The sequence below is a fragment of the Ignavibacteriales bacterium genome (genome assembly GCA_026390795.1).
GTDB lineage: Bacteria > Bacteroidota > Ignavibacteria > Ignavibacteriales > Melioribacteraceae > Fen-1258.
This window is the reverse complement of sequence record JAPLFG010000003.1, coordinates 1,330,737-1,343,366: the sequence shown is the minus strand read 5'-3', so window position 1 is coordinate 1,343,366 and position 12,630 is coordinate 1,330,737. Positions and strand designations below refer to the sequence as shown.

11 protein-coding genes are annotated in these 12,630 nt (G+C 38.3%); 8 read left to right on the top strand and 3 right to left on the bottom strand.

The features are described 5' to 3' along the window. Positions 1 to 41 precede the first annotated feature (41 nt). Together NTX65_09600 and NTX65_09595 are read left to right on the top strand one after the other, a co-directional pair. Positions 42 to 1,952 (top strand): M1 family metallopeptidase, encoded by a 1,911-nt coding sequence (locus NTX65_09600; GenBank protein ID MCX6169585.1) that lies wholly within the window; start codon positions 42 to 44, stop codon positions 1,950 to 1,952. A 169-nt stretch (positions 1,953 to 2,121) separates the two neighbouring features. Continuing rightward, a complete protein-coding gene (locus NTX65_09595; GenBank protein MCX6169584.1) occupies positions 2,122 to 3,015 on the top strand; it encodes a putative sulfate exporter family transporter in 894 nt (297 codons plus the stop codon). 21 nt (positions 3,016 to 3,036) lie between these two features. On the opposite strand, the gene NTX65_09590 is transcribed toward NTX65_09595, so the two are convergent. From NTX65_09590 to NTX65_09580, 3 genes are all read right to left on the bottom strand, one after another. Further along, positions 3,037 to 4,200 carry a metallophosphoesterase gene (locus NTX65_09590; protein MCX6169583.1) on the bottom strand — a complete coding sequence of 388 codons (1,164 nt, stop codon included), beginning with the start codon at positions 4,198 to 4,200 and terminating at the stop codon, positions 3,037 to 3,039. Between the two features lie 100 nt (positions 4,201 to 4,300). After that, complete coding sequence (gene glgA, locus NTX65_09585) at positions 4,301 to 5,770, bottom strand: glycogen synthase GlgA (protein MCX6169582.1); 1,470 nt, start codon at positions 5,768 to 5,770, stop codon at positions 4,301 to 4,303. A 71-nt stretch (positions 5,771 to 5,841) separates the two neighbouring features. Further along, positions 5,842 to 7,914, bottom strand: a complete 2,073-nt coding sequence (locus NTX65_09580) for an acetate--CoA ligase family protein (GenBank protein MCX6169581.1) — start codon at positions 7,912 to 7,914, stop codon at positions 5,842 to 5,844. Between the two features lie 114 nt (positions 7,915 to 8,028). Here NTX65_09580 and paaA point away from each other — a divergent pair, with 114 nt between their 5' ends. The 6 genes from paaA to NTX65_09550 are packed head-to-tail and all read left to right on the top strand — an operon-like array spanning position 8,029 to position 12,622. Next, on the top strand, positions 8,029 to 9,003 hold the full coding sequence (gene paaA / locus NTX65_09575) for a 1,2-phenylacetyl-CoA epoxidase subunit A (GenBank protein MCX6169580.1): 975 nt from the start codon (positions 8,029 to 8,031) through the stop codon (positions 9,001 to 9,003). A 41-nt stretch (positions 9,004 to 9,044) separates the two neighbouring features. Next, positions 9,045 to 9,344 carry a 1,2-phenylacetyl-CoA epoxidase subunit B gene (gene paaB, locus NTX65_09570; protein ID MCX6169579.1) on the top strand — a complete coding sequence of 100 codons (300 nt, stop codon included), beginning with the start codon at positions 9,045 to 9,047 and terminating at the stop codon, positions 9,342 to 9,344. Continuing rightward, on the top strand, positions 9,344 to 10,120 hold the full coding sequence (gene paaC / locus NTX65_09565; GenBank protein MCX6169578.1) for a phenylacetate-CoA oxygenase subunit PaaC: 777 nt from the start codon (positions 9,344 to 9,346) through the stop codon (positions 10,118 to 10,120). The genes paaB and paaC overlap by 1 nt, the downstream gene beginning before the upstream one ends. Positions 10,121 to 10,169: 49 nt before the next feature. Next, positions 10,170 to 10,625 carry a phenylacetate-CoA oxygenase subunit PaaJ gene (paaJ, locus tag NTX65_09560; GenBank protein ID MCX6169577.1) on the top strand — a complete coding sequence of 152 codons (456 nt, stop codon included), beginning with the start codon at positions 10,170 to 10,172 and terminating at the stop codon, positions 10,623 to 10,625. A 12-nt stretch (positions 10,626 to 10,637) separates the two neighbouring features. Further along, positions 10,638 to 11,426 carry an enoyl-CoA hydratase-related protein gene (locus NTX65_09555; protein ID MCX6169576.1) on the top strand — a complete coding sequence of 263 codons (789 nt, stop codon included), beginning with the start codon at positions 10,638 to 10,640 and terminating at the stop codon, positions 11,424 to 11,426. Then, entirely contained in the window at positions 11,423 to 12,622 is a 1,200-nt protein-coding gene (locus tag NTX65_09550; GenBank protein ID MCX6169575.1) for a 3-hydroxyacyl-CoA dehydrogenase NAD-binding domain-containing protein, read from the top strand. Before NTX65_09555 ends, NTX65_09550 begins: the two co-directional genes overlap by 4 nt. The last annotated feature ends 8 nt before the right edge of the window (positions 12,623 to 12,630 follow it).

Below are 12,630 nucleotides of genomic sequence, written 5' to 3'. Positions count from 1 at the left end.
AATCAGCCATAACATCTAAAGACAACACATTTTGAGGATATATGAAAAATAAAATAATTCTTGCATCAAACATTTTCTTTTTATTCTTCTTGTTCGCATCATTTTCATTTGCGCAAAAATCTTCTGTCTACATTCCGCGCAACATTGTAAAAGCATATGAAAAAGGAACACGTTCATACGACGGCAAACCCGGCGCAAAATATTGGATTAATCATACCGATTACAAAATCCAGGCAGAGGTTTTTCCTAAAGAACATACTGTTAAAGGATCGGCACAAATTAAATATTATAATGAAAGTCCGGATACTCTGAAACAGCTGGTTTTCCGTCTTTATCAGGACATCGACAAAAGGGGAAATTCTAGAGACTCACAAATTTCTCCTAATGATGAAACGGACGGCGTTCAAATCGATACTTTAATAATCAACGGCAAAGGAGTTGAAGCTAACGGTCGCGGAGGTGTTTTCCGCCGCGGGACTAACATGACTATAAATATTTTTCAGTCGCCGCTTATGCCTAAATCATTTATAAATATTGAAGTAAAGTGGAGCGTAATAATTCCCAGAGAATCGAGAATGAGAATGGGAGCGTATAACGACTCAACTCTTTACGTTGCTTACTGGTATCCTCAAGTTTCTGTTTTTGATGATATTGATGGATGGGATCGAAACAATTACACCGGAGAGGTTGAATTTTATAATGATCAAAACAATTTTGATCTGGAAATTACAGTTCCGGCTAAATATTTAGTGTGGGGCACGGGAGCTTATCAGAATTTACAAGAAATTTTAAAACCGGAAATATATGCTAGATATAAAGAAGCGATTGAATCCGACGGAGTAATAAGAATTGTAAGTGATGAGGATTTAAAAAACGGAGCTACACAGAAGAATGAAAAAACAACTTGGAAATTGAAAGCAGAAAACGTTTCCGATGTTTCTTTTGCAACCACAGACGGATATGTATGGGACGGAATCGGAGCGGTAGTTGATAATAACGGCAGAAGAGTTTTAACCGACGCGGTCTATCCTTCTAAATCGAAAAGCTGGGAAGAAGTTGCTTACTATGCAAAACTTTCTGTTGAGAATCTTTCCAAAAATTTACCCGGAGTTCCGTTCCCTTATTTCAAGATAACGGTTTTTAATGGCGAAACAATGGGTGGAGGCGGAATGGAAATGCCGATGATGTGCAATAACGGAATGGGTGGAACCGCTGCCGGTCAAGCCGGAGTAACATTGCACGAAATAGCGCACAACTATTTTCCTTTCTATATGGGAACAAACGAACGGAAATATGCATGGATGGATGAAGGATGGGCTACATTTTTTACTTCGGCAATGTTGAAAGATATTGTTGAAGGCGCCGATGAATTTACAGGAAATGTTACTTTTCTTGGGAGATCGATGGGAATAGAGATGGATCAACCAATGATCACTCCATCACTCGCGGGCGGACCAATGTTAAATTTCAATTCTTATACAAAAGCATCAATTTCATATTATGTATTGAAAGATATTTTGGGAGAAGAATTATTCAAGAAAGCTCTGCTTGAATATATGAACAGATGGAACGGCAAGCATCCGTTGCCGTGGGATTTCTTTTTCACATTCAACGATGTTGCAAAAGAAGATTTAAGCTGGTTCTGGAATCCGTGGTATTTCGAACGCGGCTTTCCGGATCTTGGAATTAAAAGTGTAAATTCTAAAAAAGGCAAAACTGAAATTGTTGTTGAAAAAATCGGAAATGTACCGGTTCCAATTGATTTGATTGTAACGTATACCGACAGCACAACGGAAAACATACACAAAAGTACCTCATCATGGAAAACCGGAAACAAAGAAGCAAAGTTTGAGCTAAATAATAAAAAGGAAATTCAGAAAGTGGAACTGAACACAAAATTAGTTCCGGATGCCGACGCCAAGAATAATGTATATGAAATGAAGAAGAAATAATTTCAGAAGTTTACTTAATCCTCCCCAAATTTGTGGGGAGGATGAGGTAACGGCAATTTTAAAACAGTTGCCTTTTGATACCGCATATAATTTTAGAACAACTTTTAAATCATTAATGAACAACGAAATCAGAGTATTATAAATTAAAAAAATATCTTTTATAATATTGATGATGCTCTGTCTTTTGCCGCATATTGATGCAGCCGTTGCTCTCGCCCTTGGAATTATTTTCAGTCTTGCTTTTGGTAATCCGTTGCCAAAATTTTCAGCAAACTGGAGCAAGAAACTTTTACAAATTTCGGTAATTGGACTTGGATTTGGAGTTGGGATTGGAAGTGTACTTCGCGAAGGGGAAAAATCCATTGTTTATACAATTGTTGGAATAGTTTTTACTCTCTTGTTTGGTGCCGCAATCGGAAGAATGCTGAAAGTAAATACGACTACTTCCCGGTTGATCTCTTTTGGAACCGCTATTTGCGGCGGCAGCGCGATCGCCGCTCTTGCGCCGGTTATTAAAGCTAAGGATGAAGAAGTCGCTGTGTCTCTGGCAACTGTTTTCACACTCAACGCAGTTGCGCTATTTCTTTTTCCAATCATTGGACATTTATTAAAATTAAATCAGCAGTCATTTGGAATCTGGTCCGGTCTGGCAATTCACGATACAAGCAGTGTTGTCGGTGCAGCTTCATCATACGGGCACGAAGCACTGATGACCGGTGTTACTGTGAAACTTACAAGAGCATTGTGGATAACCCCGTTTGTTATTGGTTTTGCAATCTTCGGAAAATCAAAAAGTAAAATTACAATTCCATATTTTATTTTCGGATTTATTGCCGCTGCGATAATCAGCTCTCTTTTCCAATCACAAAATTATATCTGGAATGAATTGGCGTTTGTGGCTAAACGGCTTTTGGTTGTAACTCTTTTTCTTATTGGAACAGGATTAAGCAGAGAAACAATTAAAAGGGTTGGGGTTCAACCGATGGCTCAAGGAATTATTCTATGGATGATAGTAAGCATAACCACACTAACCGCAATTTTATTGAAAGTCATTCAGTACTGATCACTTTTCAAAATTGCTTGATTACTTTTTTTCTTTTTTGAATTTGATTTGAATGTTTACAATTTCCGGTCGGCTTCCGGTTCTGATAGGCGGACCCCAACCGCCCACTCCGCATGAAACGTAATAATGAGTGTTTCCTCTAATCTCATAACCCCAGGCCAAATCATAAATTTTTTCTATTATATAATTAATCGGCCAAAGCTGACCGTTGTGTGTATGTCCCGAAAGTTGAAGATCAATCCCGTTTTCAAATGCTTCATTTAAACCAAAGGGCTGGTGATCCATCATTATAATCGGAAAAGATTTATCAACTCCCGTTAAAAGTTCTGTTAAATTTTTTCTTTGTTTACCGGAAAATTGTCTGATTGAACGGTCTTCTCTTCCAACCACATAAAAAGAATCATCTATTTTTACGGAAGAGTCTCTTAATTCAGCGATGCCGTGAGCGGTAAGATATTTTACCGCGGCTTCAACTCCGCCGATATACTCGTGATTTCCTGTAATGGCAAAGACTCCAAATTTCGATTTTAAACGCACCAGTTCTTCACCCACATTGTTCTTGATTACGGGATTTATGTCCTCATCAATTATATCTCCGGCAAGTAGAATTATATCCGGTTTTAGCTCGTTGATTTTATTTACAAGATTATTAAGAAAAGATTTGCCTAGGATTGTTCCCAGGTGAAGATCCGAAGCCATTACAATGTTAAGAGAACTTAATTCGCCCGCTTGCTTGTTGATTTTGAATTTGTATGTCCTTGTGTTGATAGTCCTTGTGTTGATATAACCGCCGGCGACGGTTATTATCACAAAGACAAGCACAACAAGAGCGGTTACTTGTTTTGTTTTTTCTATGTTAGCCGTAATAAACGAAGGAAAAAACGGAATGATAAGATTTATTAATCTGAGGGAATCGATAAGTATTAAAGAGAGAAAAAAATAGAACATGAACGCTATCCAGAATGAGCCGACCCAGATTAAAATATCGCTAAAAAAAGAAATCCAGACGCGTTCTAAAAATCGACCCGCAATAAAAGAGATAACTACAAAAATTCCCGTAACAAGATAGATCGTTTTATACGATTCGGGAATTACAGAAAGACCCCGCCGGAGAATATAGAAGTTGATTAATCCGTAGACAGAGAAAACAATTCCGAAGAAAATTAACTGCTGAGATAGTTTCATAATCCATTAAACAAATAATTAATAATCTAGTTCATAATTTGGAATGTAATTTGAAAGCGAAAGCAAGTCTCTATTTCCGTCTCTGATAATAAGAAGTATTCTAGTTTCGATCCCGTCTTTTAATCACCGCTTTTTCATAGAGAGCGACGTACTTTTCTGCAGATTTTCTCCACGAGAAATCTTTGCGCATGCCATTTAATTGTATTCTGTTCCAATTCTGTTTATTAGAAAAATCATTCACGGCACGTTGAACGGAATGAATAAGTGCATCTAAAGAATACTCATAAAAAGAAAATCCGGTTCCTTCTCCCGTAACTTTAGATTCACCCCAATCTTGAACAGTATCCGCAAGCCCACCGGTTCTTCTAACAACGGGAACCGTTCCGTATTTCAGAGCGTAAATCTGCCCGAGTCCGCACGGCTCGAAACGCGAAGGCATCAAAAAAATATCTGCGCCCGCCATTATCAGATGAGAAAGCTCATCATAAAAACCAAGGTAAACCGAAACTTTCTTAGAATATTTTTTTGACATTTTTCTAAACATCTCTTCATAAATCGCTTGACCGTTTCCAAGAATTACCCACTGGGCATTTAACTCCATCAACCGGTCAACACCGGCACTTACTAAATCAAATCCTTTCTGCTCGACAAGGCGGGAAACAATTCCAATCAAGGGAATGTTTTCATCAAAGGGAAGATCTAAACGCGTTAGCAAAGTTTTTTTGTTCTTTATTTTTGAAGAGAGATCTTTGGTTGAATAATGGAATGGAATATTTTTATCCTTCTCCGGATTCCATATGTTATAATCAACGCCGTTTAATATTCCGTAAAGATCATTTTTTCTAACGGATAAAATTTCATTCATTTCTTCGCCATATTCCGGAGTTAAAAGTTCGCGGGCGTAAGTTTCGCTAACTGTATTAATTATGTCCGAAGTTAGAATTGCTGTTTTCAAGAAATTAATATCGCCTTTGTGCTCTGCAATTCCGCCGGACGAAGCGTGTTCTAAGTCGAACTCTGATTTTATAAAAGCATCTTTTTTAAATTTGCCTTGATATGCAATATTATGAATTGTAAAAACAGTTGCCGTCTTTTCGAACAAGCGGTCCCAACCGTAATTTTCTCTAAGCAGCAGCGGTATTAAGCCCGTGGGCCAATCGTTGCAATGGATTATATCGGGCGCCCATTGAAGACGCTGGAGAATTTCAATAACACTTTTAGAAAAGAGAATAAACCGCTCATCCTCATCTTTATCGTTAGTGTAAAGTTCATACCGGCAGAAATAATGGGGACAATCAACGAAGTAAAAGATAACGTTACAATCCTTTTGCCGTGAAGAATAAACCGTAACAGTGTAACTCTTGCCGGCAACCTGAATCGGGATCTCGCCAAGTTCCGGTAAGTGTTGTAGTTTATATTCTGCGTCAGTAATTGTATTGTACTTCGGAAGAAATACCTTTACTTCATGCTCAAGTTTTGAAAGTTCAATTGGAAGAGCCCCCGCAACATCACCCAGTCCGCCCGCTTTTGCATATGGAAAAACTTCGCTTGCCGCGAATGCAATTTTCATTTAGTACTTTTATTTGTTGGTGCAAAAATAGTGAAAGAATATAGAATGAAGAAGTTCACACAAAAAAAGTATTAATCAATCTTAATTCTCACATCAACTGCGTAATATTTATTGTCTTCACCGACAATCAGCGGGTTCAAATCAAATTCAGTTATGTTTTTATTTTCTGCCATCATTCTAGCGCATGAAAGGATAATCCGTTTTAGCTCTTTCATGTTGCACGGCTCTTCTCCGCGGATTCCCTGCAGAATTTTTCCGATCACTGTTTCATTTATCATATCATCAACGTCATCATCGCACATATAAGCGGATTTAATAGAAGTGTCGCAGATTATTTCCACATACTTACCGCCGGTACCGAACATTATTACCGGACCGAATGAAGCGTCCCGTACACCGCCGATAAGTATTTCATGTTTTGTCTTTACAAACGGCTGGATTAAATATTCCTCAACAATAAAATGAAAACGGGAAAAACTTTTCTCGATTTCAACGGCTTTGATTAACAACTCTTCTTTTGTCTTTATATTTAGTTTAACCGCATTAATCTCTGACTTATGAATAATCTCATGATTAATTCCTTTAAGTACGACCGGATATTTTATTCCTCCGTTAAGTTCTTTAAGTGTCTCCGGAGAGATTAATTTATTCTGTATTAACGGAATATCATAATCATTGCAAACCCGGCTGACTTCTATTTGCGAAAGGAACCCGCTCTTAAATTCGTATTTTTTTGATTTGGCATTGAGAAGATCAAGATATTGCCGGTGATTATTTTTCAAACGCTCGCGTGAAGCCGAGAACATAAGCATATTTGAAAGTACTTCTGTGGGATCTTCCGGATTTCTGAAAAGCGGCAAATTTTTCTCAGAAAATTTTCTGTATTCATCCCAGAACTCAGGCAGAGGCATATCCACTTGAAGGATCGGCTTTTCTGAATGGATAGAATAAATAGCTTCTACAACCTCGAATGGTTGAACCATCACCGGTTGCACAAAAATTGAAATAACCGCATCAACATTTTCATCTTCTAAAATAATTTCAATTACACGTTTAAATGTCGCTGCATCGGCGCCGGGCAAAAGATCAACCGGGTTTTCGACGCTTCCTTCCGGATGAACTACTTCGCGCAGAAGTTTTTTTGTTTCGTTTCCCAAAACGGTGAGAACAAGATTTTCCCGCTCAAGCGTGTCCACTGTTAAAATACCGGGACCGCCAGCATTGGTTACAACAGCAACTTTATTTCCTTTCGGTATTGGAAAATTCTCAAATCCTTTTGCCGTGTTGAAAAGTTCATTAAGATCGGAAACACGGATAATTCCAAACTGCTTCATCAATGCATCAACAACTTTATCTTTACTACTCAATGCACCGGTGTGTGACGACGCGGCTTTCATGCCGCTTGCTGTCTTTCCGGCTTTCAGAACGATTGCCGGTTTTGTAATATCGCCGGTTATAAACGGCTTAATAAAATTTTCACCGTTTATAAAACTCTCCAGATAAAAAGTAAGTGTTTTAATGTTTGAATCATTTTGCCAAAATTCAAGCATATCGTTTTCATTTATGTCGGCTTTGTTTCCAACGCTAATGAAATGAGCAAACTTAATATCTGTTTCACGTAATGAATTTAATACTGCTGCGCCAAGAGCTCCGCTCTGAGATAAGAACCCAGTGCTTCCCATTTCCGGTTTTTCTGCTACAAATGTTGCGTTGAGCTTTACGCCTTCAAGTGTGTTGATGATTCCCATACAGTTCGGTCCGACCATTCGCGCACCGGAGTTTTTAATCTTCTCAATAATTTTTTTTTCTAACTCTTCGCCTTCTTTGCCTATCTCTTTGAATCCCGCGGTAATAAGAACAATTGCCCTAACTCCTTTTGCAAGCAAACTATCTATTGTGTCTTCAACAAATTGTTTTGGAACAACTACAATTGCAAGATCAATCTCTGCTGGTATTTCATTAATATTTTTAAAACATTTGTAACCAAGTATCTCTTCTGCTTTCGGATTAACCGGATAAACATTACCCTTAAAGCCGTAACTCTTAATTGTATTCAGCAATTCATAGCCGATGCTTTTCGCTTTTGTTGAAGCGCCGGCAACACAAACCGATCCGGGATAGAAAAAATTTTTGATATATCTCATGTATGCTTTCTTCAATAATAGATTGATTTTAAAAACGATTCAAAAATAAGGAATCCGACACCGACATTCCTTGATTGGACGATCAAACTAAATGTTATTGTTTCATTAAAAAAGATGTTATATATTTTATTAGAACATCGGAAAAACACGCAAATGTCTGAAGATAAATTGTTAGAGCAATTCGAAAAACGGATTGAGGCAGGCGAAATAATTGAACCAAAAGATTGGATGCCGGAACGATACAGAAAACAATTGATAAGAATGATGAGCCAGCATGCCCACTCAGAAATTGTTGGAATGCTGCCGGAAGGAAATTGGATAACACGCGCGCCATCGCTGCGTAGGAAAATGGTCATTCTTGCAAAAGTACAGGACGAAGCCGGACACGGACTTTATATATACAGCGCTACGGAAACATTAGGCGTGGATCGATCGGAACTGATCCAGCAGCTGCTCGATGGAACAGCGAAGTACTCAAGCATTTTTAATTATCCAACTTTAAGCTGGGCAGATATAGGAACAATAGGTTGGTTTGTTGACGGAGCGGCAATTGTGAACCAAACGATGCTTGCAAAATGTTCTTATGGACCGTATGCACGCGCAATGGTCCGAATTTGTAAAGAAGAAAATTTTCACAAAAAACAAGGATATGAAATAGCCGCTACACTTTCGAGCGGAACTCCGCAACAGCACGAGATGATTCAAGATGCGGTTAACAGATGGTGGTGGCCGTCTCTGATGATGTTTGGTCCTTCAGATAAAGATTCGGCAAATTCAGAAGAACTCATGAAGTGGAAAGTAAAATTAAAAGGAAACGATGAACTTCGACAGCGATTTGTTGATCTAACAGTTCCACAGGCACAAGCAATTAATATTACTCTTCCGGATCCGGATTTAAGATTGAACGAGGAAACGGGTCATTATGAATTCGGGAAAATTGACTGGGAAGAATTTTGGAAAGTAGTAAAGGGAAACGGTCCCATGAACAAAGAGCGAATTAAAGCAAGAAGGGATGCTCACGAAAGCGGAAGATGGGTCCGGGAAGCCGCAATTGCGTATGCAGAAAAAAAACAATTGAAAAGTGTTTAATTATCCGTAAGAATTATCAGTTATTAATTTGATGAGTTAAAATGATTAACGACAATAATCAAAGCGATTGGAAAGTCTGGGAAGTTTTTATCCAATCAAAAACCGGTGAGCCGCATTCTCACGCCGGCAATGTTCACGCCGCAGATCCGGAAATGGCTCTGCAAAACGCGAGAGATGTTTATTCACGCCGGAACGAAGCAATAAGTTTGTGGGTTGTCCCATCCGATCAAATTGTGTCAACGTCCCCTTCGGACAGTGGACCATTCTTTGAGCCATCAAACGAAAAAATTTACCGCCATCCTCAATTTTATAAAGTTCCAAAAGGGGTAAGAGGATTTTGATGGTAGAAGAACTAAAACCAGAAACACGGAATTGTTTGTTCGAATATTTGGTTCGGCTAGGCGATGATAAATTAATTTTGGGACACAGACTTTCCGAATGGTGCGGTCACGCACCGATTCTTGAAGAAGATATCGCCCTTGCAAACATTGCTTTAGATTGCATTGGACAGGCGAGCGCTTTTCTTACTCTTGCTTCGGAAGTAGAGAATGAGGGTCGGACTGAAGACGACCTTGCTTATTTCCGGAATGAAACTCAATTCAAAAATCTGCTCTTGGTAGAACAACCGAATAGAGACTTTGCTTATACGATCACCCGGCAATTCTTTTATTCAGTATTCGCAGTTCATTATTTTCAAGAATTATCCAACAGCAAATTTGAGCCGCTCGCCGGAATTTCATCTAAAATAGTTAAGGAAACAACTTATCATTTGCGTCACTGCAAAGAATGGATCCTTCGGCTTGGTGATGGAACAGAAGAAAGTCACAAGAGAACACAAGAAGCAATTGACGATTTATGGAGATTCACGGATGAATTGTTTTTCAAAAACGAAATAGATGAACTATTGATACGAGAAATATTTTCGGTAGATCCCGGGTTGATTAAACCGAAATGGAAAAACGATGTTGAAAAAATTTTGGACCAGGCAACGTTGACAATTCCTAAAGATGAGCTGATGCATACCGGCGGAAGACATGGAATTCATACAGAACATCTTGGTCACTTGCTTGCCGAAATGCAAATTGTTGCGCGCTCTTTTCCAACGGCAAAGTGGTAACAGTTAATATTCTATTTGTCAGTTACAATCAATCCAGAAATAGACAATTATGATTCAAACGAAAACTGAAATAATTAATCTGCTCTCTGAAATTTACGATCCGGAAATTCCGGTAATTAACATTGTTGAAATGGGAATACTGCGAAACGCGTTTTATGAAAACGAAAAGCTAATTATTGAAATCACTCCGACTTATTCGGGCTGTCCGGCAATGAAAGTAATTGAGGATGAGATACTTGATCTCATGCATTCGAACGGGTATAAAAATGTGGAGGTAAAAAAAAGTTATTTGCCAGCATGGACAACAGATTGGATGAATTTAGAGACTAAGAATAAATTAAGAGAATATGGAATAGCACCGCCAGAAAACAGAGCGGACGTAGAGTGTCCATTTTGCGGATCATCTAACACAAAATTAACAAGTATTTTCGGATCGACTGCGTGCAAGTCTCTTCATTTTTGCAACAGCTGCGTTCAGCCGTTCGAACGCTTTAAATGTATTTAGGAATAATTCCGAATGGATTATAAATCAATTAAATATTCGGTCGAACAAAAAATTGCTTTGATAAAACTAAACCGTCCGGAAGTGCTGAATAGTTTTAACAAAGAGATGGCAAAGGAATTTCAAGAGGCATTAATAAGATCGCGAGATTTTAAAGAGGTTCACACAATTTTAATTACAGGAGAAGGAAAAGCTTTTTGTGCCGGACAGGATCTTTCCGAAACTGTTCCGCGAGACAAACCAATGGCAGACGTTGGTGAATTGGTGCGGGAGAGCTACAACCCGATAATTATGCTCTTAAGAGAAATAGAAAAACCAATAGTTTGTTCCGTAAACGGGACAGCTGCTGGTGCTGGCGCGAACATAGCACTCGCTTGCGATATAACCGTCGCTTCTGAGAAAGCAATATTTATACAGGCCTTTTCGAAGATCGGACTGATACCGGACAGTGGCGGAACTTTTTTCTTACCCAGATTAGTAGGATTGCAAAAAGCATCTGCTATGATGATGCTGGCAGAAAAAATTTCGGCTGAAGATGCACTTAAATACGGAATGATCTATAAAACATTTCCCGGAGACCAGCTTTTTGAAGAATCATTTAAAATTGCCAAGCATCTTTCGACTCTACCGGCAAAAGGATTGGGATTGACCAAACGTGCTCTTAACAAATCACTCCACAATGACCTCGCCTCACAATTGAAACTGGAAGAAGAATTACAAATTGAAGCAAGTCATACATATGATTATCAAGAAGGAGTTAAAGCATTTTTAGAGAAGAGGAATCCCGATTTTAGGGGCGAATGATTATAAGTAAAACTAATATTTTGATCGGGATAATCGGTGCCGGAACAATGGGATCCGGTATTGCCCAGGTTGCCGCAACAGCGGAGTACCGTGTTTTTATTTTTGATGATAATAAAGACGCTGTCGTAAAAGCAAAAAATGGAATTCAAGACTCGTTAAACAAGCTTCGGCAGAAAAAAAAAATAACCGATACAGAATGCAAGGAAATATTTTCACGGATCATTTTTGCCGATCGAATTGAAATGCTGTCCGGATGCAATTTTATCTTAGAAGCAATTGTTGAAGAGATTTCGGCAAAACAAAATTTATTTAGAATTCTTGAAAGATTAGTCTCTACTGAAGCAATATTAGCAACAAATACATCATCTCTTTCAATAACATCAATTGCTGAAGCGCTCATAAAAAAGGAGAGGTTAATCGGGGCTCACTTTTTCAATCCGCCGGTGCTTATGCCTCTTGTAGAAATTGTTCCCGCAAAAAATACATCGCAAGAGACAATTGATTTTACACGGGAGTTGATCGGCTCATGGGGAAAAACAACCGTGATATGTAAAGACACTCCGGGATTTATAGTCAACCGTGTCGCGCGACCGTTTTATTTGGAAGCGTTAAGAATTCTTGAAGAGGGCACTGCAGATGTCAGAACAATTGATGATGCAATGAAAGAAATCGGCGGATTCAAAATGGGTCCGTTTGAATTGATGGATTTAATAGGAAATGATATTAATTATAAAGTCACGGAAATGATTTTTATCCAAACTAATAATGATCTCAGATATGAACCGTCAAAAATTCAAAAAGAAATGGTAGAGAAAAATTTATTGGGAAGAAAAAGCGGTAAAGGATTTTACGACTATAATAATCCGGCACAAAGCATTCGATCAAACGAAGATAAAATTCTAAAAGAAAAAATATTTATGAGAATAGTCTCTGTTATTATAAATGAAGCGGCAGATCTGGTTTTATCTGAAACAGCAACAATACAAGATATTGATAAAGCGATGAGATTGGGCGTAAGTTATCCAAAAGGACCTCTGCTTTGGGCAGATGAACTTGGAATAGATAAAATTGTTGCAGAGATACAATCGCTTTACGGTCTTCAAAAAAAAGAACGATACAAAGTTTCGTCATTACTTATCAAGATGAACAAGTACCGGGAAAAATTTTACGTAAATCAAGTGAACTCATTAACCTAAAAGAAAAT

Excerpts from the sequence above, each read along its gene's own strand:
- NTX65_09555 (MCX6169576.1), top strand. The coding sequence starts at position 10,638 with ATGGATTATAAATCAATTAAATATTCGGTCGAACAAAAAATTGCTTTG.
- NTX65_09550 (MCX6169575.1), top strand. The coding sequence starts at position 11,423 with ATGATTATAAGTAAAACTAATATTTTGATCGGGATAATCGGTGCCGGA.
- NTX65_09600 (MCX6169585.1), top strand. The coding sequence starts at position 42 with ATGAAAAATAAAATAATTCTTGCATCAAACATTTTCTTTTTATTCTTC.
- paaC (MCX6169578.1), top strand. The coding sequence starts at position 9,344 with ATGGTAGAAGAACTAAAACCAGAAACACGGAATTGTTTGTTCGAATAT.
- paaA (MCX6169580.1), top strand. The coding sequence starts at position 8,029 with ATGTTATATATTTTATTAGAACATCGGAAAAACACGCAAATGTCTGAA.
- NTX65_09590 (MCX6169583.1), bottom strand. The coding sequence starts at position 4,200 with ATGAAACTATCTCAGCAGTTAATTTTCTTCGGAATTGTTTTCTCTGTC.
- glgA (MCX6169582.1), bottom strand. The coding sequence starts at position 5,770 with ATGAAAATTGCATTCGCGGCAAGCGAAGTTTTTCCATATGCAAAAGCG.
- NTX65_09580 (MCX6169581.1), bottom strand. The coding sequence starts at position 7,914 with ATGAGATATATCAAAAATTTTTTCTATCCCGGATCGGTTTGTGTTGCC.
- paaB (MCX6169579.1), top strand. The coding sequence starts at position 9,045 with ATGATTAACGACAATAATCAAAGCGATTGGAAAGTCTGGGAAGTTTTT.
- paaJ (MCX6169577.1), top strand. The coding sequence starts at position 10,170 with ATGATTCAAACGAAAACTGAAATAATTAATCTGCTCTCTGAAATTTAC.
- NTX65_09595 (MCX6169584.1), top strand. The coding sequence starts at position 2,122 with ATGATGCTCTGTCTTTTGCCGCATATTGATGCAGCCGTTGCTCTCGCC.